Source organism: Oceanicella actignis, from assembly GCF_900111545.1.
Taxonomy (GTDB): Bacteria; Pseudomonadota; Alphaproteobacteria; order Rhodobacterales; family Rhodobacteraceae; genus Oceanicella; species Oceanicella actignis.
Map to the genome: position 1 here is coordinate 52530 of NZ_FOHL01000002.1, position 25818 is coordinate 78347.

Here is a 25818-nt window from a genome sequence, read left to right on the forward strand (position 1 = left end):
ACGGGCGCCGGGCGCGGCGCTGGGGGCTGGGCGGCGATCGGGCCGCGAGCGGGGCCGGCGCGAGCGCCGAGGCCGGGGCTGCGTCCGGCGCCGCGCGCGGCCCGGCTCCGATCAGGGCGCGCCCGCGCCGCCGCTGTCAAGCCCGCCGGATCAGCCGCGCAACAGCGCGGCGACGCGCTCGAGCGCCAGCTCGTAGCCCTGCGCGCCGCATCCCGCGATCACCGCATCCGCGCGCAGCGAGACGTAGGAGCGGTGGCGGAACGGCTCGCGCTTGTGGATGTTGGACAGATGCACCTCGACGACCGGGCCCTCGAAGGTCTCGAGCGCGTCGAGGATGGCGATCGAGGTGTGGGTGTAGGCCGCGGGGTTGATGACGATGGCCTGCGCCGTCTCGCGCGCGGCGTGGATGCGGTCGATCAGCTCGTGCTCGGCGTTCGACTGGGCGAAGTCGAGCGCAAGACCCAGCGCCTGGGCGCGCGCGCGGCAGGCGGCCTCGATGTCGGCCAGGGTCCGGGCGCCGTAGATCTCGGGGCGGCGGCGGCCCAGAAGGTTCAGGTTCGGGCCGTTGAGCACCAGAACGCGCGGGGTCATGCGGGGTTCCTCATCGGGTTTTCTCCTGCGGCTTGGCGGGGCGGAACAGCTGCGCGCCGTGGACGCGCGCGCCGGCGATGGCCGCGCGCCCCTCGTCCGACAGCAGCCAGTCGATGAAGGCCTGTCCGGCCTTGGCGTTCACGTTCGGGCAGCGGGCGGGATTGACCAGGATGACGCCGTAATGGTTGAGCAGCCGCGGGTCGCCCTCGACCATGATGCGCAGGTCGGCCTTGTTGGCGAAGGCCAGCCAGGTGGCGCGGTCGGTCAGCGCATAGGCGCCCATGCCCGCGGCGGCGTTGAGCGTCGCGCCCATGCCCGCCCCCAGCTCGCGCAGCCAGCGGTCGGTCGCCGGGTCGGGGTCGAGCCCGGCCGCGCGCCAGAGCCGACGCTCGGCCTTGTGCGTGCCGCTGTCGTCCCCGCGCGAGGCGAAGGGCGCGCCGGCGGCCGCGATGCGGGCCATGGCGGCGGCCGCGTCGCGCATGCCGGCGATGCCCGCGGGGTCGGCGGCCGGCCCGACGATGACGAAGTCGTTGCTCATGAGCGGATGGCGCCGCACGCCAAGACCCTTGGCGACGAAATCCGCCTCGGCCCCGGGCGCATGAACCAGCACCACGTCGCCGTCGCAATTGGCCGCGTTGCGCAGCGCCTGCCCGGTGCCCACGGCCACGACCTTGACCTTGATCCCGGTGCGGGCCTCGAACTGCGGCAGGACCTGGTCGAAGAAGCCCGAATTGGCGGTCGAGGTCGTCGATTGCACGATGATCTCGTCCTGCCCGGCGGCGGCCGCGGCGCCGGGCAGGGCCGCGGCCATGGCCGCCAGCGCCCCGAGCAGGGCGGCGCGAAGGGTCGGGGTGCGGGCGTTCACAGCAAGAGCCTGCCTTCCAGATAGGCCCGCCCCTCGGGCGAGGCGGGGCGGGCGAAGAATTCGCGTGCGGGGGTGCGCTCGGTCAGGCGTCCGTTATGCAGGAACGCGACCTCGTCGGCAACGCGCCGGGCCTGGCCGGCGTCATGCGTGACCACGAGCGCCGTGACCCCCTGGGCGCAGACCTCGCGGAGCAGCGCCTCGACCTGGGCGGTCGCGCGCGGGTCCAGATTGGCCGTCGGCTCGTCCAGCAGGAGCAGCGCCGGCGCGCAGGCCAGCGCGCGCGCCAGCGCCAGGCGCTGCTGCTCGCCGCCCGACAGCGCGCGGGCGGGGGCGTCGGCGCGATGCGTCAGACCCGCCTGCGCCAGCAGCGCCATGGCCCGGGCGCGCCTTGCGCGGCGCGGCGCGCCCGCCAGCGCCAGCGCATGGGTCACGTTGCCCAGCGTCGAGCGGCGCAGCAGCGCCGGGCGCTGGAACACCACCCCCACCGCCCCGCGCGGGGGCGTGGGACGTCCGGCCCATGTCGCCGCGCCCTCGTCCGGTGCGATGAGGCCGGCCAGAAGGCGCAGCGTCAGGCTCTTGCCCGCCCCGTTCGGCCCCATCAGCGCCAGCACGCCGCCCGGATCGAGCCGCAGCGTCAGCGCATCGACCGCCGCGCGTCCGCCGCGCCGCACGCTGACGCGATCGAGGCGCACCGGCCAGGGGTCGCGCGCGGCTGCGGCGCGGGTCGGCGCGGCGGGCCGCTCGGCGGCGCGGGCGCCGGCGGGGCGCCCGCAGGCGGGGCCGGACAGCGGGGCGGCCGCTTGCTCGGCCGCGGGCCTGGACGCGGGCTCAGACATGGGCGGCCCGCTCGGCGCGCGCGCGCAGCGCCATGGCCGCCAGGTTCACCGCCGCCGAGATCCCCAGCAGGATCATCCCCAGCCCCAGCGCCAGCGCCAGTTCGCCGCGCGCGGTCTCGAGCGCGATGGCCGTGGTCATCACCCGCGTCGCATGCGCGATGTTGCCGCCCACGATCATCACCGCCCCGACCTCGGCCGCCGCGCGTCCGAAGCCGGCCAGCGCCGCCGTGGTCAGCGCGAAGCGCCCGTCATGCAGCAGCGTCAGCGCCGTCGCCCAGCGCCCGGCGCCCAGGGCGCGCAGCGTTTCGTCATGCTCGGCATGCAGGTCGGCGATGGTCTGGCGCGTCAGCGCCGCCACCAGCGGCAGCGTCAGGATCGTCTGGGCGATGATCATCGCCGCGGGGGTGTAGAGCAGCCCCAGCGCCCCCAGCGGCCCCGAGCGCGACAGCAGCAGATAGGTCGCCAGCCCCACCACCACCGGCGGCAGCCCCATCAGCGCGTTGAGCAGCGCCGCCGCCGCCCCGCGTCCGGGAAAGCGCGCAATGGCCAGGAGCGCGCCCAGCGGCATGCCGACGAGGCACGAGATGGCCACCGCCGTCAGCGTGACGCGCAGCGACAGGCCGACGATCTCGGCCAGCTCGGGATCGCCCGAGGCCAGCAGCGCGAAGGCCGCGCCGAAAGCGTCCGTGAACTCCTGCATCCGGGTCCGTTTCCTCGGCGGTTTCGCCGCGCCCAGACTTCGCGCGGATCGCCGCGCCGCGCAAGGGGGCGGGCTTTCACCAGCCGGAAGGCCGAGCGCCGGGCCGCGCGCAAGGGCGACCACGCGCCGAGGCGCCGGCGCCCCCGTCCGGCCGTCCTCGGGGCCGCGCCCGAACATCCCTCCAACGGCGCGCCTGACGCGCCGCGCGGGCTCGGCGCGATGCGGCGAATCCCTGGCCGCGCCAGCGCCGCGAGCCGCACGCAGCGCCCCTCGCTCGCCGCGCGCGGGCGCGCCCGGCCAGGGTGATCGCAAGCCCCGCCGCATGGGCGGGGCTCGCGGGCCGCGGCGGGTCGTTCGACGCCTCCCTCGAAGCCCGGCCGAGCGGGCGCGCCGCGATCGCCGCGCCGTCGGCCATCGCGGCGGCGCGACGGCCCCCCGGCCGCGCGGCGTCGCATCGCCCGTTGCGGGCGCCCGCGCCGCCCCGCCCGGACCTGCGCCCGTCCTGCTGGCGCGCCCGCACCGCATCGCGCCGCCGCCCCGCCGCCGTTGCGTCGCCCGGCGCAAGGGCGGACGGGCGGATGCGCGCCGCCGTTGCGCCTTGCGCGGGCTTGAGGCGCGCGCGCCGAACGGGCACATCTGTTCGGCCGCCCGCGGATCGGCCGGGGCATGACGCACGGAGCAGAGCTTGACCGACGAAGAAAGACGGCTGCGCGAAGAGATCATCGCCATGTGCCTGCGCTTCGAGGCGTCGGGCCTCAATCAGGGCACGTCGGGCAACGTCTCGGCGCGTTTCGAGGGGCGGATGATCGTCACCCCCTCGGCCACCCCCTACGCCGCCATGACCGCCGAGAGCCTGGCCTCGACCGCCCTCGAGGGGCCGCCCGCCTGGCAAGGGCCGCTGCCGCCCTCGAGCGAGTGGCGCATCCATCGCGACATTCTGCGCGCGCGTCCCGAGATCGGCGCCGTGGCGCATCTGCACCCGACCTACGCCACGGCCTTCGCCATGTGCCGCATGGCGATCCCGGCCGCGCACTACATGGTCGCGGCCTTCGGCGGAGACGACGTGCGCTGCGCCGACTACGCCGTCTTCGGCGGCGAGGCGCTGTCGCAGGCGGCGCTGCGCGCGCTCGAGGGACGCACGGCCTGCCTTCTGGCCAATCACGGCGTGATCGTGCTGGGCGAGACGCTGGCCAAGGCCGAATGGCGCGCGGTCGAGCTCGAGACGCTTGCGCGCCAGACCTGGGCGGCGATGCAGATCGGAACGCCCGCGGTGCTGAGCGCGGCGCAGATGGCCGAGGTGCGCGCGCGATTCGCCGGCTACGGCCTGCGCGAAGACTGACGCCCCCTTCGGCCCCGCCGCCGCCTGACGGCGCGAGGCGCGGCTTGGCGGCCGTGACGGCCTGGCCCGGCGCCGGCCGCGCCTCGCGTCGGCCAAGCGGCCGCCCTCGGCGCCGCGGCCGGACGCTCGGCCCGATCCGGGCGGCGGCGCAGCCCCCGGCCGGGCCGGGCCAGGATCCGGGGCGCAAATCGGGAGCGCAGCCCGGCGGGCGCATCATGGTGGGCGGATCTTGCCGGGCGGGCGGCGGCGCGGGCGGGCGCGCGCCCGGTCATGCCACGCTCAAGCGCCCAGGCGCGCGCGGCTTGAGCCGACCGCCGCCCATTCCCGGGCGGATCCGGGCGCCGATCCCGGACCTGCGCGGGCCGCGAGTGGCGCGCCGCCGCCTTCAGCGCGGCGAGCGCTTGGCCAGGATGCGCTGCAGCGTGCGCCGGTGCATGTTCAGCCGCCGCGCGGTTTCCGAGACGTTGCGGTCGCACAGCTCGAACACGCGCTGGATGTGCTCCCAGCGCACGCGGTCGGCCGACATGGGATTCTCGGGCGGCGCGGGCTTGGCGTTCGGCTCGGCCATCAGCGCCGCCTCGATGTCGTCGGCGTCGGCGGGCTTGGAAAGGTAGTCGGTGGCGCCGATCTTCACCGCGGCCACCGCCGTCGCGATGGCGCCGTAGCCGGTCAGGACGATGATACGGCTGTCGGGCCGGGCGGCGCGCAGGGCCTCGACCACGTCAAGGCCGTTGCCGTCCTCGAGCCGCAGATCGACCACGGCGAAGGCGGGCGGCGCGGCGCGCACGATCTCCAGCCCCTCGGCCACGCTCTCGGCCATCACGGGAACGAAGCCGCGCCGCTCCATCGCCCGCGCCAGCCGGCGGCGGAAGGCTTCGTCATCGTCCAGCACCAGCAGGCTGCGGTCCTCGCCGGGCGCCTTGCCCGAGGCATCGGCCGTCGCTTCGCTCATCGCGCTCTCCGCCATTTGATATTACGCGTTGCGAATGGGTTTTAAGGCCTCGCGCGCGCAAGTCAAACGCCGGGGCGGGATCTTGCGCGGCCCAAGCCCCGCCCGGGCGAGGGGATCAGCCGCCCGCGCCGGGCAGGCGCTCGGCGAAGCAGGCGACGGCGTCGGCGATCTGCTCGGGGGTCGCGTCGCGGCGGAACACGTCCAGAAAGCCCACGCCCGGCGCCATCAGATAGGTGAAGGTCGAGTGATCCATGAGGTAGTCCTCGGGATCGTCGCCCGCCCGCGCGGCATAGACGCGGTAGGCCTTGCGCGCGGCGTCGATCTGCTCGGGCGAGCCGGTCAGGCCGATCATGCGCGGATGGATGTTGGCGGCGAAGGCGCCGACGGTCTCGGGATCGTCGCGCTGGGGATCGATGGTGATGAAGACCAGCTTCGCGTCCACGCCCCGCTCGGCGAGGATGTCGAGCGCGTCGGCGTTGCGCACCGTGTCCACGGGGCACACGTCGGGGCAGTAGGTGTAGCCGAAATAGATCAGCGTCGGCCGGTCGATGATCTGGGCGTCGGTGACGGTGCGGCCATGCGAATCGATCAGCTCGAACGGACCGCCGATGGCGGCGCCGCCGGCGGCGACCCGCGTGGTTCGGCACTGGGCGAAGGGATCGTCGCCGCGCGAGCCGAAGGCGAACCATGCGCCCGCGCCCAGCCCCAGCGCAACGGCGGCGGCGGCGATGATGGCGGCGTGGCGGCGGGACATGGCGCAACTCCTGAACTTTCCTGCGCGCCCGCGGGCTGCGCGGGCCTTGCGCCGCAGATATGGCGCCCGCGCGCCCGCAGCGCCAGCCCCCGCGACCCTCGGCCGCGACCCCGCGCCGCGCCGCCGGCCCGAGGCGCCGTCGGCGCGAAGCTTGGCGAGGGCGCCCGCGGCGGCTGCGGGGTGGGCCCATGGGGCGCCGCGATCTGGCAGGGCCGGGCGCCGACGTGGCTTCCCGTCCTCCGGCGCGCAGGCGCCGAGCGCGCGGCGCCCGGCAGGAGCGCGATCGGCCGGATGCGAGGGCGCGCCCGAGGGCCCGAATCGGGCATGGCGCGGGCGCATGGGCCGCCGCACGCGGCGGCGGGCGCTCGGACCGCCGATCGAGGCGCGGCGAATGCGGGGCGCATGGCTCATGCGCGCAGGCTCTCCGCGTCGGGCCGGCGGACCTGCTCGTTCTCGCGCGTGCAAGGCCCCCGCGCAGGGGCTGTTCGCAACCGGCAACGGCGCAAGTCCTCGCCCCATGGCTTGCGCGCGGGCTCGTGCGGACGATCCGCCCGGCGCCCGCGCCATCGGCGCCGTCCGCGCGGGGAAAGCCCCGCTGCCGGCGAATGCGGCCGCCTCGAACTCGCGGCCGCGCCCTGTCCCACGACATGGCGCAGGGGGGCGGCGGTCAAGCCTGCCCGCGCGGCCCGGGCGCGCCGACGGCGCGTCGCGCGGCGCTGGCCGAAGCGGCGGGTTGCGCGCGGCGCCGGTCGGGCGGTTCGTCTTTCGCGCCCGGCGCCGCGATGCTAAGTCAACAGGATGCATGCCGAACCCTCCTCCGCCGCATCGGCCGCCCCGGCCGCCGCGCCAGCCGACGCTCCGAGCGACGGCGGCGGCCTTCTTGCCCTTGCGGCCGCGCGCGGCGACTGGGTGCGGCTGCGCACGCTCGTCGCCCTGCGCTGGATGGCGGTTCTGGGACAGGCGGCGGCGGTCCTGGTCGCCGATCTCTGGCTTGGGGTTCAGCTGCCGATCGGCGCCTGCGCGGCGCTGATCGCGGCCTCGGCCTGCGTCAACATCGTCGCGCAGGCGGTGCACCCGCGCAACAAGCGCCTGACCGAGCGCGAGACGCTGCTGTTCCTGCTGTTCGACCTGGCGCAGCTGGGCGCGCTGCTGATGCTGACCGGGGGGCTGAGCAATCCGTTCGCGGTGCTGATCCTCGCGCCGGTGGTGATCTCGGCCACCGCGCTGACGCTGGCCTCGACGATTCTGCTGGGCGCCTTCGCGGCAGGGCTGGTCACGCTGCTGGCGCTGGGGGCGCGGCCGCTGCGCCTGGCCGACGGCGCGACGCTGCAGTCGCCGCCGCTGATCGTCGCCGGCTCGTGGGTCGCGCTGATCGTTGCGATGGCGTTCCTGGCCGCCTATGCGCGCCGCGTCACGGCCGAGAACTTCGCCATGTCCCTGGCCTTGAGCGCAACGCAGGAGGCCCTCTCGCGCGAGCAGCGCCTGACCGCCATCGGCGGCCTCGCCGCCGCCGCCGCGCACGAGCTGGGAACCCCGCTGGCGACCATCAAGCTTGCCGCCAGCGAGCTTGCGCGCGAGCTCGACGACCGCCCCGATCTGCGCGAGGACGCCGAGCTGATCCGCGATCAGGCCGAGCGCTGTCGCCAGATCCTGCGCGAGCTGGCCCGCGGCGGCAAGGACGACACTCACATCCGTTCGGCCCCCGTCTCGGCCGTGATCGAAGAGGCCGCCGCCCCGCATGCCGATCGCGGCAAGCGGCTGGTCCTGCGCCTGCGCGGCCGCCCCGCCGGCCAGGGGCAGGACCCCGCGCAGCCGCTGGTGCGTCGCCGCCCCGAACTGATCCACGGCTTGCGCAACCTTGTGCAGAACGCGGTGGATTTCGCCGCCTCGACGGTCTGGATCGACGTCGATTGGGACGAAGAAACCCTGCGCATCGCCGTGGGCGACGACGGGCCGGGCTATGGCCCCGAGCTGCTGGGGCGGCTGGGCGATCCCTATGTGCGGCGGCGCGCCAGGCCCGCGGCGGCGCCGGCCGGGCGCGCGGGATACGAGGGCATGGGGCTGGGGCTGTTCATCGCCAAGACGCTGCTCGAGCGCACGGGCGCGCGCATCCATTTCGCCGACGCCGCCGACGCCGAAGCGCGCGCCCAGGCCCCGGCCGATCCCGAGCGCGGGCGCCCGACGGGCGCGGTGGTCACGGCGACTTGGCGGCGCGCGGCGCTCGAGGCGGCGCGCGGTCGCGCCGAGGATAATCCGCGTTTCGGCTTAAACAATATTTAACCACGATCAACATTCCTGTAGGTTGAGTGAACGTCGCCGCCCCGCCGCGGACGAGCAGAAGGAGACGCGCATGCGCGCGGCCAGACGGTCGGACTTGTCATGATCTCGTCGTTCCCGAGCGAGGCCTTCGCCGCGCCCTGGTCCTGGGCGCTGGCGGCCGCGGCGGCGGCCGCGAGCCTGCTTGTCGCCCTCGGGCGCGCGCGAAGGGTCCGGCGAAGGGTTCCGCCGGCGCTGGCGAAGGCCGCGGCCGAAGGCGCCGCGACGTTTCGCCTGCGCGACGGCCGGGCGCGCCCGCTCGACGCGGCGGCGCGGGCGCGGCTGGGTTGGGGCGGGCGGCTGGGTCTGCGGCGGTCGGCGCCGGCGCGGGCGCTGTTCGCCGGGCTCTCGCCCGCCGATCCCGAGAACGCCCGCCCGCTCGAACGGTCGCTGGACGCGCTCGAAGAGGGCGGAGTCGCCTTCCGGCAGATGCTTCAGGACGAGGCCGGGCGCCTGTGGGAGCTGGCCGGGCTGACGGCCGGGGCGGGGGCCTATCTGACCCTGCGCGGCGCCGAGGGCGCGGCGCGCGAGCTGATCGCGCTGCGGCGCGAGGCGCGCGCCCTGCGCGAAGAGCGCGACCGCCTTGCCGCGATCATCGACGGCGCGCCGATCCTGATGTGGCGGCGCGACGCCGAGGGGCGGCTGATCTGGGCCAATGCGCCCTATCGCGCGCTTGCCGGGGCGCAGGACGGGACTCAGGACGGGGCGAAAGACGGGGCGAAAGACGGGGCGAAAGACGGGGCGCAGGTCGGGGCGCTGCGCGAGCTGCGCAGCGGCGATCCGCGCGCCGAGGGGCAGGGCGCCTTCCGCGCCGAGGGCCGGCGCAGCGCCTTCGAGCCCGCCACCGGGCGCCGGCGCTGGTTCGACGTGCGGCTGGCGCCGCAGCCCGACGGGTCCGAGGTGGGCTACGGCATCGACGCGGCGCCGATCGTGGACGCCGAAGCCTCGTTGCGCCGCTTCGTCGAGACGCTGACCGGCGCCTTCGCGAACCTTTCCGTGGGGCTTGCGATCTTCGACGCCGAGCGCCGGCTGGGGCTGTTCAACCCCGCCTTCGCCGATTTGATGGGGCTCGATCCCGCCTGGCTCGCCTCGCGCCCCGGCCTGTCCGACGTGCTGGTCCGCCTGCGCGAGAGCCGCGCGCTGCCCGACCAGGCCGATTTCGCCTCGTGGCGGCGCGAGCTCATGTCGCTGTTCGACGACCCCGCCGCCGCCGACTATGCCGAGATGTGGAACCTGCCCGGCGAGCGCGCGATCCGCGTGGTCGCCCGCCCGCATCCGCAGGGCGCGGTCGCCTTCCTGTTCGAGGACGTGACCGAGACCGCCCGGCTCGAGCGCAAGTATCTGACCGAAGTCAAGCGCCGCCGCGCGACGATGGACCGCCTGAACGAGGCCGTGGCCGCCTTCGGTCCGAGCGGCGCGGCGCAGTTCGCCAATCCGGCCTTCGCCCGCGTCTGGGGCTTCCGCCCGGGCGACGAGGGCGCCCCCGCGCGGCTGTCGGACGTGGTCGCGCGCTGCCGCGAGCTTTCGCGCCCGCCGACCGACGGCGCGCCCGATCCGTGGGATCGTCTGCTCGAGATGATGGCGCGCGAGGACAGCCGCACCGCCTGGGCCCAGCGCATCGACCTGAAGGACGGGCGCGCGCTGCAGGCGCGCTTCGCGCCCCTTCCCGACGGATCGATCCTGACGGCCTTCACCGACATCACCGCCGCCGAGCGCGTCGCCGCCGCGCTGCGCGAGCGCAACGAGGCGCTCGAGGCCGCCGACGAGGTGCGCTCGGCGCTGATCTCGCAGCTGTCCGAGCGCCTGCGCCGGCCGCTCGGGGCCATCATCGGCGCCAGCCGCCTGCTGCTGGACGACGCGCAGGCGGCGCGGGGGCTCGACCAGCGCACCATCGGCTGCGTCAACGCGGTGGTGCGCGCCGCGGCCGAGGTCGAGGCCGTGATCCTTGGCGCGGGCGACATGGCCCCCGACATCTCGGGCGAGGCGGCGCAGGCCGAGCTGGGCGCGCGCCGCTGGGGGCCGGCCTTCGCCGCCTTGGTCGCACGCGCCGAGCGCGCCGCCGCCGCGCGCGGGGTCAGGCTGGACGCCGAGGCGGCCGAGCCCGCGGCGGCCGCGGTGATCGGCGCCTCGGCGCGCTCGCGCCGCATCGTGATGAGCCTGGCCACCGCCGCCATCCAGAACACGGCCCCGGGAGGCGCGGTTCGCCTTGGCTGCGTCGTGACGCAGGACGGCGTCCGCGCCTGGACCGAAGAGCCCGCTTCGGGCGGGGGCGAAGATCGCGGCCTTGCGCACGAGCTCGCCTCGCGTCTGGCCGAAAGCTGCGGCGCGCGCATCGACGTCTCGACCGATGACGGGCGCACGCGCGTCTGCTGCGCGCTGCCGCGTGCCGAAATCGTCTCGCTGCCCTCGGGCGGCCGCCCCGAAGCGCCCGCCGACTCGGGCTGAGCGGCCGCGCCGAGCGGCGGCCCGGGGGGCGTCCCGCCTTCGCGCCGGTTAACCGCATGGCAACCTCGAACGCCGATGCTGCGAGACAAGGATGGCATCGAGGAGGCGACGCATGGGCTTTCCATCACGAGCCGCGCGCGCCGCGCCGGCGGCGCAGGCGGGGACCGGATCGGAGCACGGTCTGCGCTACATCGAACTTCTGGCGATGGTCGAGCGGCTCCACCGCCTGCTGCTGGACGTGGTCAAGGACGAATTCGAACGGCTGGGGCGCATCGACATCAACCCGGTCCAGGCGCTGCTGCTGTTCAACATCGGCGATGACGAGGTGACGGCGGGCGAGCTCAAGACGCGCGGCTACTATCAGGGGTCGAACGTCTCCTACAATCTCAAGAAGCTGGTCGAGGGCGGCTACCTGCATCACGAGCGCAGCCCCGTGGACAGGCGCTCGGTCCGCATCCGCCTGACGGCGAAGGGGCGGCAGGTGCGCGACGTGGTCGCCGCGCTGTTCGCCCGCCATTCGGCCGAGCTTCTGCAGGACGCCGAGCTGGGGGTCGATTCGCTGGGGCAGGTCGTGGCCGGGATGCGGCGGCTGGAGCGCTACTGGTCGGACCAGATCCGCTACATCTACTGAGACGGCGCCGGGCGCGATCGGGTTTGCGACAAGTTTTACCCGCCTCGCGCCCCGGCTTTGCTGCCCGAATCGCCTCGCTCGGGTATAACGGAGCGGAGCCGCGGCGGTTGCGTCGCCGCGCGCTCCTCTCTAGAAGGCGCCAGAACGCGCCCCGGTGCAGGTGTTTCGAGCAGGCCAGCGATGCCAGATCATGAGGTTCCGACGCTTCGGGGGTTCGATTCCTACGAGGTGAAACTCGGAGACGAACTGCGGGGACACCGGGCGTCGCTCGGCAAGTCGCTGCTGGACGTGCAGCGCGATCTGCGCATCCGCGCCGCCTATATCGACGCGATCGAGAACTGCGATCCCTCGGTGATCCCGAACAAGGGGTTCGTCGCCGGCTATGTCCGCGCCTATGCGCGCTATCTGCAGCTGGACCCGGACGAGGTCTACCGCCGCTTTTGCGAGGAAAGCGGCTTTCGCGGTCCGGCCGCCGCCGCGCGCCCGGCGGCGCCCGCCGGGCAGGGCGTTCTGTCGCTGGTGCGCGGGCGCGGGCAGGGCGACGCGGATTTCGCGCGCAGCCGCCTGGCCGCGCCGCTTGGCAGCGCGCGGCGCATCGGGCCGGCGGTGCCGCTTGGCGCGATCGCCTCGATCGCCGTGCTGGCGGCGCTGACCGCGGGTCTGGGCTACGGCGCCTGGTTCGTGCTGCAGGAGGTGCAGCGCGTGGCGATCGCGCCCTCGCCCGAGGCGCCCGCGCCGATCGAGACGCCGCCCAACATCGCCTTGCCCAGCCTGTCCTTCGAAGCCTTCGCCGAGACCCGCGCCATCCGCAGCGCCGAGCACGAGGCGGCGCTGGCCGCGCTTTACGCGCCGCGCGACATCTCGGCCCCGGACGTCGCCTTGCGCGACGGTCCCATCCAGGCCATCGACCCCGACGAGGCCGGCGTTTACGCGCCGGGCGTCCGCCCCTCGGCGCCGCGCGCGGCGCTGGCGGCGGCGACGCCCGCCGATCCGGCGTCATCGCCCGCATCCTCGCCCGCCGCCGCGCCGGCGCCCGGCGATCAGCCGGCCCTGTCGGCGTCGGCCTCCGGCGACCGGCCCGCCCCCGCGGCGCCCCCCGGTCCCGCCGTCGAGCTGGTCTCGGCCGAACCCGCCCAGCCGCCCGCCGCCGCGCAGGGCGCCGAGGGGCGCAAGGGCGTGTGGATCCTGACCGTCGACGATGCATGGCTGCGGGTTCGCGCGCGCGACGGATCGACCCTTGCCCAGCGGGTGTTCAAGCCGGGCGAGCGCTTCCGCCTGCCCGACGGCGCCGAAGGCGCCCAGCTGCGCGCGGGCAATGCCGGGGGGGTGTATCTGCAGGTGGACGACGTCATTTACGGTCCCCTCGGCCGTCCCGGCGGCGTGGCCAAGCGCGTCACGCTTGCGCCCGATGCGATCCGCGCCGCCTTCGCCCCGGTCGAGCGTCTGCCCGACCCCGGCGCGGCGCCTGCGCCCGCGCCCCGCGCCGAGGCGCGGCTGACGCTCGAGTGAGCCGCCCCGGGGCGCGAGTGGACAGCGCCGCGGGCGGGGCCTATATCGGTCGCCAGGCGCCGCCCGTCCCGCAGGGCGGCCGATCAGCAAGGGCCTGCGCATGAGCATCCGTCCCTGGCGCGACATCGCGCGACGCAAGAGCCGCAAGATCCGTGTCGGCAAGGTCGAGGTCGGCGGCGACGCCCCGATCTCGGTGCAGACCATGACCAACACCCCGACCGCCGATGTGCGCGCCACCATCGACCAGGTGCTGCGCTGCGCCGAGGCGGGCGCGGACATCGTGCGCGTCAGCTGCCCGGACGAGGAATCGACCGCCGCGCTCAAGGCCATCTGCAAGGCCAGCCCGGCGCCCATCGTCGCCGACATCCACTTCCACCACCGCCGCGCCATCGAGGCGGCGCGCGCGGGCGCGGCGTGCCTGCGCATCAACCCGGGCAACATCGGCTCGCCCGCGCGGGTGCGCGAGGTGGTGCAGGCGGCCAAGGATCATGGCTGCTCGATCCGCATCGGCGTGAACGGCGGCAGCCTCGAGCGGCATCTGCTCGAGAAATACGGCGAGCCGTGCCCCGAGGCCATGGTCGAGAGCGCGCTCGAGCATGCGCGCCTGCTCGAGGAGCACGACTTTCGCGAATACAAGATCTCGGTCAAGGCGTCGGACGTGTTCCTGACCGCGGCCGCCTATCAGGCGCTGGCCGACGCCACGGACGCGCCGCTGCATCTGGGCGTGACCGAGGCGGGGGGGCGCGTCTCGGGCGCGGTGAAGTCGGCGATCGGGCTTGGCAACCTGTTGTGGATGGGCATCGGCGACACGCTGCGCGTCAGCCTCTCGGCCGATCCGGTCGAGGAGGTGCGGATCGGCTACGAGATCCTCAAATCGCTCAACCTGCGCCATCGCGGCGTGACGATCATCTCGTGCCCCAGCTGCGCGCGCCAGGGCTTCGACGTGATCCGCACGGTGAGCATTCTGGAAGAGCGGCTGGCGCATGTGCACGCGCCGATCACCGTCTCGATCATCGGCTGCGTGGTCAACGGCCCCGGCGAGGCGCGCGAGACCGACATCGGCTTCACCGGCGGCGGCGCCGGGTCGGGCATGGTCTATGTGGCGGGCGTGCCGGATCACAAGCTGGAGAACGCGCGCATGATCGACCGCATCGTCGAGCTGGTCGAGCGCAAGGCGGCCGAGATGGAGGCGGCCCGCGCCGCGGGCGAGGCGGCCGAGTGAGGCGCCGCGCGCGCCTCGCCCTGGCCGCGCTGGCGGGGCTGGCGCTGGCCGCGGCGCTGTGGATGCGCCTTGTTCCCGACGACCCGGCGCGCTGGCATGTCGATCCGCTGAGCGTGCAGCGCACGGGCGCGCCGAACGATTTCCTTCTGGCGCCGCCCGGCGCGGCGGCGCCCGCCGACGGGCCGGCGCCGGTCCTCGCCGCCGACCCCGCCGCGCTGATGGCCGCTTTCGACGCGGTTGCGCTGGCGCAGCCGCGCACGCGGCGCATCGCCGGCGGCCCCGAGGCGCTTCACGCCACATATGTTCAGCGCTCGGCGCTCATGGGCTTTCCCGATTACGTCTCGGCGCGCGCGCTGCCCGTGCCGGGCGGCGCGGCGCTGGCGGTCTATTCGCGCTCGCGCTATGGGCGCAGCGATCTGGGCGTCAACGCGGCGCGGGTGGCGGATTGGCTGGCCGCGCTGCGCGCGCGGCTGCGCTGAAAGGCCCGGCAAGGGCCGAGGTCGGGCACAGGTCCGACACCTTGCGCCAGATGGGATTGTTCAGCGACATCTCGCAGCGGGCCAGAAAGCTCTTGCCGCCGACGGTCAGGCAGGCGGTCGCGCCCAGCGGCGCCTTGCGCCCGCGATTGGTGCAATAGCAGGGCGGGTATTCGTGCCCCGGCGCGGGCGGCGGCGGAACCCAGCGCGGCGCCTGGGCGAGCGCGGGCGCGGCCCCGCCCGCCGCGATCATCAGCGCCGCCGCGCCGCATATGCCAAGGTGCAGCCGCATGGCTCATCATGCCACGCGCGCGCGCGCCGGCAAATCCCCCTTGCGCCCGGGGCTTGACCCGCCGGCCCGGCCGCGCTCAATGGGCGCATGATCGCAGCCGAGAAGATCGACCGCATCCTGCGCCGCGCCGAAGAGCTGGAGGCGCGCATGGCCCAGGGCGGGGGCGACGCCGATTTCGCCGCGCTGGCGCAGGAATACGCCCGCATCCGCCCCGCCGCCGAGCAGGCGGCGGCCTGGCGCGCACTGCGCCGCCAGATCGACGAGGCGCGCGCCCTGGTCTCGGACCCCGAGCTGGGCGCGCTTGCGCGCGAGGAGCTGGCCGCGCTCGAGGCGCGCCTGCCCGAGGTCGAGCGCGCGCTGCGCCTTGCGCTGGTCCCGCGAGACGCGGCGGACGAGCGCTCGGCCATTCTCGAGGTGCGCGCCGGCGCCGGCGGCGACGAGGCGGCGCTGTTCGCGGGCGACCTTCTGCGCATGTATCAGCGCCATGCCGAGGCCCGCGGCTGGAGCTTCGAGATCATCGACGAAAGCCCCGCCGAGCTGGGCGGCTTTCGCGAGGCGGTGGCGCTGGTCAAGGGGCCGGGGGTGTTCGCGCGGCTGAAATGGGAATCGGGCGTGCATCGCGTGCAGCGCGTGCCGCGGACCGAAAGCCAGGGGCGGATCCACACCTCGGCGGCCACGGTGGCGGTGCTGCCCGAGGCCGAGGAGGTCGAGGTCGACATCCCCGCCTCGGATCTGCGCATCGACACCATGCGCGCCTCGGGGGCGGGGGGGCAGCATGTCAACACCACCGACTCGGCGGTGCGCATCACGCATATTCCCACCGGGCTCGTCGTCACCAGCGCCGAGAAGTCGCAGCATCTGAACCGGGCGCGCGCCATGCAGGTGCTGCGCGCCCGCCTTCTGGACATGCGCCGGCGCGAGGCTAAGGCCGCCCGCGCCGCCGAGCGCAAGGAGCAGGTGGGCGGGGGCGACCGCTCGGAGCGCATCCGCACCTACAACTTTCCGCAAGGCCGCGTCACCGATCACCGCATCGGGCTGACGCTGCACAAGCTCGACCAGGTGCTGGACGGCGATCTGGACGAGCTGATCGACGCGCTGGCCGCCGCCGGCCAGGCCGAGCTGCTGGCGGGCGACGAGGCATGAGCGCCGCCCCCGATCGCGCCCCGACCCGGGCCGCCCTTCTGGCCGAGGGCGCGCGCCGCCTCGAAGGGGCGGGGATCGAGGGCGCGGCGCGCGACGCGCGGCTGCTGCTGCGCTGGGCGGCGGGGCTGGACGGCGCGGCGCTGGCCGCCCGGCTGGACCAGGCGCCGGCGCCGGACGAGGCCGCCCGCTTCCGCGAGGCCGTGGCCGCGCGGGCGGCCCGGCGTCCGCTGTCGCACATCACGGGCCGGCGCGTCTTCTGGGGGCGCGAATTCCTGGTGACCGGCGACGTTCTCGACCCGCGCCCCGAGACCGAGACGCTGATCGCCGCCGCGCTCGAGGGCGGGGCTTTCGCGCGCGCGCTGGATCTGGGGCTGGGCAGCGGGTGCATCCTGTTCACCCTTCTGGCCGAGCGCCCGGGCGCGCGCGGCGTCGGGGTCGAGCGCGAGGCGGCGGCGCTGGCGGTGGCGCGGCGCAACGCGGCGCTTGTGGGCGTCGAGGGGCGCGCGCGCCTTGTGCAGGGCGACTGGTTCGCGCCGCTGGGCGACGAGCGCTTCGACCTGATCGTGTCGAACCCGCCCTACATTCCCGCCGATGAGATGGACGCGCTCGCGCCCGAGGTGCGGCTGCACGAGCCAGCGGCCGCGCTCAGCCCCGGCGGCGACGGGCTGGACGCCTACCGGGCGCTGGCGGCGGGGCTGGCGGCGCATCTGGCGCCGGGCGGGCGGGCGCTGTTCGAATTCGGCGCCGGGCAGGAGGAGGCGGTGCGCGCCATCTTCGCCGCGCAGGGCTTCGGCGCGGCGCGCCTTCACCGCGACATGGACGGGCGCGCGCGCGTGATCGAGCTGCGCGCGCCCGCCGATGGCGCGCGCGGGCAAGATCGGACTTGAGCCGGCGCGAAAAAACCGTATAGCATGGCCCTGCTCACCGGCGGCGCTGGCGGAGGGGCGTTGCTTGCGCCGATGCAGCCGCGGTGGGCAAGCCAATCGCACAGGCGGATCAGACGAGCGGCGCGAGGCGCCCTTGCCCGCGAGATGAACGCGACATGGCCCGCGGCGCGACCCCCGGCGCGGGCGCCGACGGCTCCTCCGAGCGCCATGCGGAGCCGGTCCAGGTAATCGGGCAGAGACCGAGACGAGATGAGAGCATCGCAGAAACCGAACCGCAACCGCGGCAAGAACAACCGTCAGGGCAAGAGCCTGGGCAACGTCGCGAACCGCGTCTTCGAAAGCAACGGCCCCGAGGGGAAGGTGCGCGGCACCCCCCAGCAGATCATCGAGAAATACGAGCAGCTGGCGCGCGACGCCCAGACCTCGGGCGATCGCGTGATGGCCGAGAATTTCCTTCAGCACGCCGAGCATTACGCGCGTCTGCTGAGCGCGGCCCAGGCCGAGGCGCAGCAGCGCGCCGAGCAGCACGCCCAGCAGCATCAGCGTCCCGCGCGCGAGCAGCAGCAGAACCAGCAGCAGCGCCGCGATCCGGCCGAGGCGCCGCAGCCCGACGCCCCCGTCGGCGGTTTCAACGGCACGATCGAAGAGCCGCCCGCGCCCTCGGGGCTCGAGGTGGTCGAGCCCGCCGAGGCGCCCGTCGGCGCGGCCCCGAGCGGCGCGGCGGGCGGCGAGCAGCCCCAATCGCAGCCTCAGGCCGAGGGCCGCGGCCGCCGCCGGCGCGCGCCGCGCCGCGACGCCGCCCAGCAGGACGCCGCGCCCGAGCAGCCCGCCGAGCAGCCCGCAGCCGAACAGCCCGCCGCCAACGTCTCCGCCGAGGCGCAGCCCTCGGCCGAAGGCGAAGAGGCGCCGCGCCCGCGCCGCCGCCCCGGCCGGCCGCGCAAGAGCGCCCCGGCCGCCGAACCGCAGGGCGGCGAGGCCGCGCCCAAGGCGCCCGAGGATGCGGCGGGCTGAAGCGAAAGGTTTTTCCTGAAACCGATCATTGCGCCCGGTCGCCGCGTTCCTATTTGAGGGACGAGTCGCAAGGCCGCTCCCGGGCGGCCGCAGTCATCACACCAAGGACAACAGGAACGAGGAGGCGGAGCATGCTTCACAAGGACGACGTTGCGCGGATATTCGCCCAACTGGAAGAGGTCGAGGCGCCGGCGCTGACCGTCTACGCCGACATCGACCCCTCCAATCCCGACAATCGCGGCGGCGCCTGGCGCGCGCGGGTCAAGAACGCGCTCAAGGACATCGAACCCATCCACAAGCGTCCCGAGCATGGCCGCTCGCTGGCCGATGACGTGATCGAGGCGCTCGCGGCCGAGCGGCCCGAGGCGCGCTCGCTGGCCGTGTTCGCGCGTCAGAACCATCTGGGCAAGACCAGCGTCCTGCGCATCGACCTCAACGTCGCCCTTCCGGTGGTCGATCTGCGCGAGGGCCGCGTCGAGGCGCGCTGGGGCGAGCCGTGGATCGCGCCGCTGGCCTTCGCGCTGGACGAGCATGAGCGCACCGCCGCGCTGCATGTCGGGGGCGGGCGCTGGCGCCTGTTCGAGATCTTCCTGGGCGAGGCGGCCGAGCGCCGCGACCTGCTTGCGCATGTCGCGGGCGAGGATTGGGCGAAGCTGCGCGAGGCGTCCGAGGCCATCCGCAGCGGCGCGGTGCGCGCCAGCGCCACGCCCGATCTGTCGGGCTCGAACAAGGACCATGCGACCGTCAAGCTGGACCGCAAGAAGCGCGAGCTTTACGCGCGCTTCGGCCGCGTCCTTGAAAAGGCGCTGGCCGAGATGGGCGCCGGCCGGCTCGTGCTGATCGGCGACGAGGTCGAGACCGCCGTCGTCCTGGCCGCCGCGCCGCGCGGCGTGCGCGCGCGCGTCGCCGCCGTGCTGCCGAACCCGGCCGAGGACGCCGAACCCGACGCGGCGCTGATCCTGCGACATGTCGCCCCCGCGCTCGAGAAGGCCGAGCGGGCGGCCGAGAACGCGCTGCTCGACGCCATTGCCGAGCAGCCGGGGGTGTGGGGGCTTGACCCGACGCTCGACGCGCTGCAGCTGGGCCGGGTCGAGGTGCTGGTCCTGCCCTGGGAATGCGAGGCCGAGGTCTGGCGCTGCGAGAACGGCATGCTGTTCGGCGCCGAGGAGCCCGCGCGCAAGATCTGTGAGGCCCCGCGCAAGGTGCGGCTGGCCGACCATGTGCTGGACCTGGCGGCCGAGCACGGCGCGCGCGTCGAATTCGTGCGCGGCGATGCGGCCGAGCGCCTGGCGCGCGAGTTCAAGGGCGCCGCGGCCCGTCTGCGCTGGTAAGGCGGCGCGCCGCGGGTTGATCCGCGGCAAGTTGCGTTGATGAAGGGTTGATCATCCGGGGGGCGTGGCGCATAAAGCGCCACGCCCTTCTTGCGTGCGCCCGCGGCGCGCGCCGCAGGGCGGGGCGTCGCAATTCTGGTCGGAGGGCTCGTCATGTCCGCTGTTTCGACGCAATCCGGGGCCTGGGCCAAGGGGCGCGCGCAGACGGGGCCGGTCTTCTCCTGCGTCATGACCATGTTCAACGAGGGGCCGCTTCTGCGCCGCGCCGCCGCCAGCGTGCTGGGCCAGAGCCACCCGGCGCTGGAGCTGATCCTGGTCGATGACGGCGCCGACGACGCCACACGCGCCATCGCGCAGGAGATCGCCGCCGACGACAGGCGCGTCAGGCTGATCCGGCAGGCCAATGCCGGGCTTTCGGCGGCGCGCAACCGCGGGCTCGAGCATGTGCGCGGCGACTATGTCTGCTTTCTGGACGCCGACGACGCGCGCCCGCCCTGGGCCTTCGCGGCGGCGGCCGAGGTCATCCGCCGCGACGCGCCGGATCTGGCGCTGCAGCGCGGCGTGCTGTCCGAGGTCGACGGCGACATGCGGCGCTTCTACGACGCCGCGCATTTCGACCGGTTGCGCGAGCTTCTGGGCGAAAACCCGATCGAGACCGGCGCGGCGGAAGAGAGCATGGCGCGGGCGCTGGCGCATCTGATCGAGCCGCAGGCGGCCAACAAGTTCGTGCGCGTCGATTTCCTTCGCGCGCGCCGGCTGGGCTTTCCCAACGGGCGCGTCTTCGAGGACATGCTGTTCCACGCCATGGCGGTGGCGCAGGCGGCGCGGATCTCGATCATCCACGCGCCGGGCTTCGCGTATCACCGGCGCTACGGTCGCCCGCAGATCACCTCGTCGAGCGACGAGCGGCGCTTCGACGCGATCGCGGTCGCGCGCATGACCTTCGCCCTGCTCGAACGCACCCCCAGCTTTGCGGATCCCTTGCGCCGCTCGGCCGCGGCCGCGGCGGCGCTGCGCCTTGTGCGCTGGTGCGAAAGCTGCGTGGGGCATCAGCACCGCTGGAATTTCCGCATGGCCGTGCGGGCGGCCATGCGCGGGGTCGATCCGCGCTGGTCGGTGATCGCGGCCGACACGCCGCTTGCCCGGGCCGAGCTTGATGCGCTGCGGCGCTATGCGAAGGAGGTGTTCGCATGAACCTGATCCGGGGCAAGATCGCGAAGGGCCCGAAGGCGCCCAGCCTGGCCGAGACGTCGCTTGTTCGGATCGAGGCGTTCGGCCTTGCGCTCGATCTGCTTGCGCCCGCGGATGCGCGCTCGGCCGCCGACGCGCAGGCGCGGCTGCGGGGGGTCTACGAGCCGTTCCTGTGCACGCGCCCGGTCCCGGCCGAGGGGGTGGCCGTGGATGTCGGCGCGGGCTTCGGATCCTTCGCGCTGCCCTTCGCCGCCGCCTTCCCGCGCTGGCGGCTGTGGTGCTTCGAACCCTCGGAGTTCGCGGCGGACCTGCTCGAGGAGAACCTGCGCAGGCTGGGGCTCGGGAACGTGACGGTGGTGCGCGCGGCGATCAGCGCGCGTGCGCCCGCGCCGTCCGAGCCCCTTGCGGCGCCCGATGCGCGGGCCTTGCAGGCGATGTGCCGGCCCGCGCCGTTCCGGCCCGATCCCGATCGCCCCGAAGCGGTCTTGCGCGCGCGTCCGACGGATGCCGAGGCGCGCGCTCTGCCGACGGTGCCGCCCGAGGCCATCGCGGCGCTCGAGCCCGATCTGCTCAAGCTGTGCGCCCCGTTCGAGGAACGCGGCATCGCCGAGCGGCTGGCCGGCGCCGACATCCCGATGCTGGTCGGCGCGGTGTGGGAGACCCCGCGCGGCGGCGCCGTTCTGGCCGGGTCGGGCCGCAAGGACGAGGTGTTCCTGCGCCGGGCGGGCACGCCCTGGTGCCTGCGCCGCGACGGCGTCGAGGGTGCGCGCGACGAGGCGCTGGACGTGGTGGTCGCCGCCTATGACGCGCGCGATTTCATCGGCGAGTGCGTGCGCTCGATCCTTGACGGGGCCGGCGACGACGTGCGCGTCATCGTCGTGGACGACGGCTCGCGCGACGGGACGGGCGAGCTGGTGCGCGCCGAATTCGCCGCCGATGCGCGCGTGCGGGCGCTGAGCAAGCCCAATGGCGGCTGCGCCTCGGCGCGCAACTATGGGCGGCTGCATTCGAACGCCCGCCACATCGCCTTCGTGGACGCCGACGACCTGGTCGAGCCGGGCTTCTTCGCGCGGCTTCTGGACCTGGCGCGCTGGACGGGGGCCGAGGTGGTGCAGGGCGGCTTCGCCCCCTTCGAGGAGGGCGATGAGGGCCGCGTCGTCACCCCCAGCTACGAGCGCGGCGCCTTCGACGATCTGCCGACCCAGCGCGCGGCCGGCCTCGATTTCCGCCTCGTGCCGCCGGCGCGTCTGCTGACGGGCCAGCCCACGATCTGGCGCCGGGTCTATCGGCGCGACTTCCTCGACAACAAGAACATCTGGTTCCCCGAGCACATCCGCGCCTATGACGACCAGATCTTCCACATGACGACGCTGGCGCTTTGCCGCAAGGTGCCGCATGTGGAGGCGCTGCGGTATCTGTATCGCCAGCATCCGGGGCAGGACATCCGCCAGGGCGACGAGCGGCATTTCCATTCGCTCGAGATGTATCGCGCCACGCTTTCACGCGCGATCAAGGAGGGCTGGCCCGACGCGAACCCGATCCTGCGCTCGTTCATGAACACCGTGCGCTGGTCTTGCGGCACGCTGCGCGCGGATCTGCGCACGCCGTTCCTCGAAGGCGCGGCCGAGCTCTACGCCCTGGCGCGGCGCGCCTTCCCGCCCCAGACGTTCCACGGCGCCGAGCCCGCCGCGAGCGGCAACGAGGATTTCGCGGCTCTGGTCGAAATGTTCCTGCGCCGCTTCCAGGGGCTGCCGGACCATCACGTCTGGATGTCGCTGGATTCGCCCTCGTTCCACCCCAACCTGATGCGCATGGCGGCCGCGACGGCGGTCTGATCCGGTCGCGGTCGGTCCGTTCGGCGGCGATCGCGCCGCTTCGGCCAGGCGTCGTTCGCGCCGCTTGCCGAAGCGGCGCGATCGCGACTTCGCGCCCGGCCCTGCCGGCGGTTCCTTTCTTGGCGGGCATGGGGCCAGGAAGGACCCAGGCGTGTCGCGCCCCGCGCCGGACCGGGCGCGTCGCCCCGGCTCGCCTCGCGGCATTCTGCTTCGACAGGGCATGTCGTCGACGTTTCGCAACCGAAAAGCGTTCCCGAGGCTGGTCGCGTCCTGATCCCCTTGGAAGCGGGGCATGTCTTTCGACTCCATCGACGCCCTGATCCGGCGCTTTGAGCGGTCTTAATCCCCTTGGAAGCGGGGCATGTCTTTCGACAAAGCGTCGATCGGTAAAGCTGACATTCTCGCCAGTCTTAATCCCCTTGGAAGCGGGGCATGTCTTTCGACAAACCATTGCTGCCGAGGCCTTCATCGCATCGGGTCTTAATCCCCTTGGAAGCGGGGCATGTCTTTCGACTCATCGTCCCTCGAATGCTCTCAGAGCAGCCGGTCTTAATCCCCTTGGAAGCGGGGCATGTCTTTCGACTCTACACGGCGTTGTTTGACCACCGGGAGATTGGTCTTAATCCCCTTGGAAGCGGGGCATGTCTTTCGACCACTTATTGTGCGCCGTCTGAATACAAAAGCCAAGGTCTTAATCCCCTTGGAAGCGGGGCATGTCTTTCGACCGACCCCCCTTGGCAAGCGATTGATGCCAAAGGGCTTTTCCGGCCAATTGCGAAAAGCAACTCGGCCTTGGCGACTTGAGACGGAAACAGGTCCGCATCGGCGGAAAAAGTCCAGATTTTTCAAAGAGCGGCTCGCGCCGAACTGCGGAGGATTTTCCGGCCCGTTCCCGAAGCCGGACCTTCGGGCGCGACGCCGCAAGCCTAGCTTGCCATGCCGAGGCTCTCAAGGCCGATCGCGCCAGGAGGCGGAGAAGCGCATCGAAAACCGATCCACCACGCCGTCGCCCCATGGCGGCGCGCCCCACAGGCGGCACCATGCGTCGTTCGGGAAGGGATAGGCGCGGACGTCATCCGCGGCGGGGTCGATGCACTTGGCAAGGTCGCGCCAGAGCCGGTCCATCTCGAGCCGCGAAAGCGGCAGCCACCACAAGGAATACTGCAGACGATGGCCGTGATCCGAGGCCAGCCCATGCACGGCGCGCCACCGGCGCGGGCAGGCGACATCGTAGGCCAGCAGCCAGCTCATCGGCGCCGCTCGCGCTCGTCCAGCCGCCAGTCGGCCATCGGGCCGGCCATGTCGACCAGCCACAAATGCAGCCGCCTGACGTCGCCGGCCAAGGCGCTGCGCAGGGGGCGGTCGACCAGCGCCGCCGTGCGCTCGAGGGCGCGGTCCGGGCGACCTCGCAGGGCCAGGTCATGCGACAACGCCCGCCGCAATCGCGCCGCGCCTCGCGAGCGCAGCGCAAGGCGCGCCAGGCGCCACAGCGCGATCTGGCCGAAGACGGGGACCAGGTCGTGGCGGCCGTCGGGGCCCCCGGTCATCCAGCGCGCGGGGCATCCTCCATCGCCCAGAACCCTTGCCGCGATCATCATGGCGTGCGCCCGCGCCATGTTCCGCAGACGGGCGGCGGGGGCGCGGCCACGGACGTTCGCCGACGCGGCGATCAGGGCTTCGGCCCCGGCCCATCCGGCGCGGGCGGCCTCGGACGGATCCGGCGCCAGGCCCCGCGCAAGCCATGACAGGCGCGATCGGCGCCAATCCTCGAGGCGATCGCGCCAGTCCGCGCGCCCCCGAAACCGTTCGAGCGCATCGCCCAGAGACGTTCTGCGTCGCACCATGGGCGCCACCAACGCCCGCAGGCGCCCATCCGCGTCGGCGATGCCGATCGGCCGGCCGCGTGCGGCGCAGGCGATCAGCAGGTCCGCATCAAGCGACACGGCGCCGCGAACCGTGATGTGCGAGAGCCGGGCGATCGGAGCCAGCCTTTGCGGCCCGCCCTTCGGAGTCGCCGCGACGGCTTGGCCGAACAAGGTCGCCTTGATGGGCCGCTTGCCGCCGTCAAGGACCAGGTGCGTTTCGTGGAAATCAGGAAAGCGCGTCATCTTCGGGGCCTTCGCCGCCTTGGGCGCGCATCTCGCGCCGCAATCGGCGCACGCCTTCGCGCGCGACCATGGCGACCACCGTCCTCACGTTGGGGGCGGCGCGCTCTTCCCAGGCGTGGTAGAAGGCCTGCCGTCCGGCCTTGCCCAGGACCGCGGCGCGCCCTTCTTCGCGCGAGAAGTGCCGCGCCTCGATCGTGCGGCTGTGAAACAGGTCATGCACGAAATCATCGACGAGCGGCCTTGCGGGCTCGACGATATCCAGGGCGAGCGCCTCTCGGCCATGCGCCAGCCCATGGATGAGGCCGATCGCAGGGTCCAGCCCCGCGCGGTTGGCCGCGCCCGCCGCTTCGGCCGCGGCGATGGTGTATCCGAGCGAAAGCAGGGCGTTGACCGGGTCCGGCGGGGGCCTGCGCCGCCTGGCCGAAAAACCCAGCGACGGAGGGAAAAGTTGGGCATAGGCCGAGAACCAGGCCGCGGCGGCGGCGCCCTCGATCCCGCGCAGCGACGCGATGCCCTGGGCCTGGTCGATGCTGCTCTCGGCGCGGTCGATCGCGGCCAGCGCGGGCGACAGGATCCGGCGGCCGGCGCGACGATGAAGGGCGATCCGCCGGGCGGTTCTTCGCATCATGCGCAGGCGCAAGCGCACCAGATCCCGCGCCCAGGCGTGGCGGCGGACCGGGTCGTGCCAGAGCCGGTATTGAGCAAGGCGAATTCCCGCATCGCCATGGGCGGCGCCATGGAACCTTGCGCCGGCCTCGCCATTGCGGCCGGACAGGAACAGGACCCCGACGCCGGCCTGCCACAGCAGGTTCAAGGCGCCGGCTTCGATCGTCGCCGAGCCGTGAACGATCAGGCGCGAGAGGCCGCGCACCGGCGCGCGACGCGGGGGCGATCGGGCAGGCGCAGCTCCAGAGCGTTGCGCGCGCGGCCGATATGGGCGCGGCGGTGGTCGATGAACAGCGTCGGCATGTCCTCAGCCCACCCAGACGAGGGGTTCGTCCCGCGCGACCTCGCCGATCCCCATCGCGCGCGCCGTTTCCGCGCGGGTCAGGAACAGCGCAAGGCGATCCTGCTCGAAGGCCAGCGCGCGTTGCATCTGGCGCGCAAGCTCTGCGCGTTCGGCGGGCGCGGCATGACATTCGAACACCGATTTCTGCCCCCCGGCCGCCCAGGCCGAGACGGCGTCGCGGGCGGACGCCAGGCGGCGGGGGTGCGAGATGTCGTAAGCGACAAGAAGCAATTGCCTGGGCATTTCGGTCTCCTGCTGTTGCGGACTCCATCATGCCCGCGCCGAGGCCGTCGCCAACCCATGGCAAGCTTGTCGTCGCGCCGCCCGAGCGCCTCTTCATCTCTTGGCGGCGGGGCATGTCTTTCGACGCTTCTG

At 73.9% G+C, this 25818-nt stretch carries 23 protein-coding genes and 1 pseudogene; 13 read left to right on the forward strand and 11 right to left on the reverse strand.

All coding sequences use genetic code 11. The annotated features are described in order from the left end of the window. Window positions 1-150 precede the first annotated feature (150 nt). Genes aroQ through BMW67_RS02940 form a run of 4 tightly spaced genes read right to left on the reverse strand, consistent with a single transcriptional unit; the run spans window position 151 to window position 2992 of the window. Window positions 151-591 (reverse strand): type II 3-dehydroquinate dehydratase, encoded by a 441-nt coding sequence (aroQ, locus tag BMW67_RS02925; RefSeq protein ID WP_072746017.1) that lies wholly within the window; start codon window positions 589-591, stop codon window positions 151-153. Between the two features lie 10 nt (window positions 592-601). Then, window positions 602-1402 carry an ABC transporter substrate-binding protein gene (locus tag BMW67_RS02930; protein WP_072746118.1) on the reverse strand — a complete coding sequence of 267 codons (801 nt, stop codon included), beginning with the start codon at window positions 1400-1402 and terminating at the stop codon, window positions 602-604. Window positions 1403-1452: 50 nt separating this feature from the next. Then, window positions 1453-2292, reverse strand: a complete 840-nt coding sequence (locus tag BMW67_RS02935) for an ATP-binding cassette domain-containing protein (RefSeq protein ID WP_083581091.1) — start codon at window positions 2290-2292, stop codon at window positions 1453-1455. Then, a complete protein-coding gene (locus BMW67_RS02940) occupies window positions 2285-2992 on the reverse strand; it encodes an ABC transporter permease (RefSeq protein ID WP_072746016.1) in 708 nt (235 codons plus the stop codon). Before BMW67_RS02940 ends, BMW67_RS02935 begins: the two co-directional genes overlap by 8 nt. Before the next feature lie 685 nt (window positions 2993-3677). Between BMW67_RS02940 and BMW67_RS02945 the strand changes: the two genes are divergently transcribed. Next, on the forward strand, window positions 3678-4331 hold the full coding sequence (locus tag BMW67_RS02945; protein ID WP_091764132.1) for a class II aldolase/adducin family protein: 654 nt from the start codon (window positions 3678-3680) through the stop codon (window positions 4329-4331). A 385-nt stretch (window positions 4332-4716) separates the two neighbouring features. On the opposite strand, the gene BMW67_RS02950 is transcribed toward BMW67_RS02945, so the two are convergent. Both BMW67_RS02950 and BMW67_RS02955 read right to left on the reverse strand, forming a co-directional pair. Next, complete coding sequence (locus BMW67_RS02950; RefSeq protein ID WP_072746015.1) at window positions 4717-5283, reverse strand: ActR/PrrA/RegA family redox response regulator transcription factor; 567 nt, start codon at window positions 5281-5283, stop codon at window positions 4717-4719. 115 nt (window positions 5284-5398) lie between these two features. Beyond that, the gene (locus tag BMW67_RS02955; RefSeq protein ID WP_072746014.1) at window positions 5399-6037 is read right to left on the reverse strand and encodes an SCO family protein; all 639 of its coding nucleotides are present in this window, start codon (window positions 6035-6037) and stop codon (window positions 5399-5401) included. 798 nt (window positions 6038-6835) lie between these two features. Between BMW67_RS02955 and regB the strand changes: the two genes are divergently transcribed. The 6 genes from regB (at window position 6836) to BMW67_RS02985 (ending at window position 14639) form a co-directional block, all read left to right on the forward strand. Continuing rightward, window positions 6836-8317: a sensor histidine kinase RegB gene (gene regB / locus BMW67_RS02960; RefSeq protein ID WP_072746013.1), complete on the forward strand. Its 1482-nt coding sequence runs from the start codon at window positions 6836-6838 to the stop codon at window positions 8315-8317. Window positions 8318-8416: 99 nt separating this feature from the next. Continuing rightward, window positions 8417-10798 carry a PAS-domain containing protein gene (locus BMW67_RS02965; RefSeq protein ID WP_072746012.1) on the forward strand — a complete coding sequence of 794 codons (2382 nt, stop codon included), beginning with the start codon at window positions 8417-8419 and terminating at the stop codon, window positions 10796-10798. Window positions 10799-10910: 112 nt separating this feature from the next. Further along, window positions 10911-11429, forward strand: coding sequence for a MarR family winged helix-turn-helix transcriptional regulator (locus tag BMW67_RS02970; protein WP_218139746.1), 519 nt, complete (start codon window positions 10911-10913; stop codon window positions 11427-11429). A gap of 180 nt (window positions 11430-11609) precedes the next feature. After that, window positions 11610-12938: a helix-turn-helix domain-containing protein gene (locus BMW67_RS02975; protein ID WP_072746011.1), complete on the forward strand. Its 1329-nt coding sequence runs from the start codon at window positions 11610-11612 to the stop codon at window positions 12936-12938. Between the two features lie 100 nt (window positions 12939-13038). Then, the gene (ispG, locus tag BMW67_RS02980; protein ID WP_072746010.1) at window positions 13039-14160 is read left to right on the forward strand and encodes a flavodoxin-dependent (E)-4-hydroxy-3-methylbut-2-enyl-diphosphate synthase; all 1122 of its coding nucleotides are present in this window, start codon (window positions 13039-13041) and stop codon (window positions 14158-14160) included. Further along, entirely contained in the window at window positions 14157-14639 is a 483-nt protein-coding gene (locus BMW67_RS02985) for a DUF1499 domain-containing protein (protein ID WP_245728440.1), read from the forward strand. The genes ispG and BMW67_RS02985 overlap by 4 nt, the downstream gene beginning before the upstream one ends. Here the strand turns inward: BMW67_RS02985 and BMW67_RS02990 are convergent. Beyond that, window positions 14584-14928, reverse strand: a complete 345-nt coding sequence (locus BMW67_RS02990; protein WP_072746009.1) for a hypothetical protein — start codon at window positions 14926-14928, stop codon at window positions 14584-14586. The two genes, BMW67_RS02985 and BMW67_RS02990, sit on opposite strands and share 56 nt — an antisense overlap. 87 nt (window positions 14929-15015) lie before the next feature. Between BMW67_RS02990 and prfA the strand changes: the two genes are divergently transcribed. The 6 genes from prfA (at window position 15016) to BMW67_RS03020 (ending at window position 22326) form a co-directional block, all read left to right on the forward strand. Then, the gene (prfA, locus tag BMW67_RS02995) at window positions 15016-16071 is read left to right on the forward strand and encodes a peptide chain release factor 1 (protein WP_072746008.1); all 1056 of its coding nucleotides are present in this window, start codon (window positions 15016-15018) and stop codon (window positions 16069-16071) included. After that, window positions 16068-16958, forward strand: a complete 891-nt coding sequence (gene prmC / locus BMW67_RS03000) for a peptide chain release factor N(5)-glutamine methyltransferase (protein WP_072746007.1) — start codon at window positions 16068-16070, stop codon at window positions 16956-16958. The genes prfA and prmC overlap by 4 nt, the downstream gene beginning before the upstream one ends. 249 nt (window positions 16959-17207) lie before the next feature. Then, window positions 17208-17969 carry a DUF4167 domain-containing protein gene (locus tag BMW67_RS03005; protein ID WP_072746006.1) on the forward strand — a complete coding sequence of 254 codons (762 nt, stop codon included), beginning with the start codon at window positions 17208-17210 and terminating at the stop codon, window positions 17967-17969. 131 nt (window positions 17970-18100) lie between these two features. Beyond that, window positions 18101-19300, forward strand: a complete 1200-nt coding sequence (locus tag BMW67_RS03010; RefSeq protein ID WP_083581087.1) for a baeRF10 domain-containing protein — start codon at window positions 18101-18103, stop codon at window positions 19298-19300. 153 nt (window positions 19301-19453) lie between these two features. Further along, the gene (locus tag BMW67_RS03015) at window positions 19454-20494 is read left to right on the forward strand and encodes a glycosyltransferase family 2 protein (protein ID WP_072746005.1); all 1041 of its coding nucleotides are present in this window, start codon (window positions 19454-19456) and stop codon (window positions 20492-20494) included. Next, the gene (locus BMW67_RS03020) at window positions 20491-22326 is read left to right on the forward strand and encodes an FkbM family methyltransferase (RefSeq protein ID WP_072746004.1); all 1836 of its coding nucleotides are present in this window, start codon (window positions 20491-20493) and stop codon (window positions 22324-22326) included. The genes BMW67_RS03015 and BMW67_RS03020 overlap by 4 nt, the downstream gene beginning before the upstream one ends. 948 nt (window positions 22327-23274) lie before the next feature. On the opposite strand, the gene BMW67_RS03025 is transcribed toward BMW67_RS03020, so the two are convergent. The 4 genes and pseudogenes from BMW67_RS03025 to cas2 form a co-directional block, all read right to left on the reverse strand. Then, on the reverse strand, window positions 23275-23577 hold the full coding sequence (locus BMW67_RS03025) for a CRISPR-associated endonuclease Cas2 (RefSeq protein WP_072746003.1): 303 nt from the start codon (window positions 23575-23577) through the stop codon (window positions 23275-23277). Continuing rightward, a complete protein-coding gene (locus tag BMW67_RS03030) occupies window positions 23574-24434 on the reverse strand; it encodes a CRISPR-associated endonuclease Cas1 (protein WP_072746002.1) in 861 nt (286 codons plus the stop codon). The genes BMW67_RS03025 and BMW67_RS03030 overlap by 4 nt, the downstream gene beginning before the upstream one ends. After that, window positions 24418-25308, reverse strand: a pseudogene (cas1, locus tag BMW67_RS03035) (CRISPR-associated endonuclease Cas1); the annotation flags it as partial. The pseudogene cas1 and the gene BMW67_RS03030, both read right to left, overlap by 17 nt. Before the next feature lie 99 nt (window positions 25309-25407). Continuing rightward, a complete protein-coding gene (gene cas2, locus BMW67_RS03040) occupies window positions 25408-25686 on the reverse strand; it encodes a CRISPR-associated endonuclease Cas2 (protein WP_072746000.1) in 279 nt (92 codons plus the stop codon). Window positions 25687-25818 lie beyond the last annotated feature (132 nt).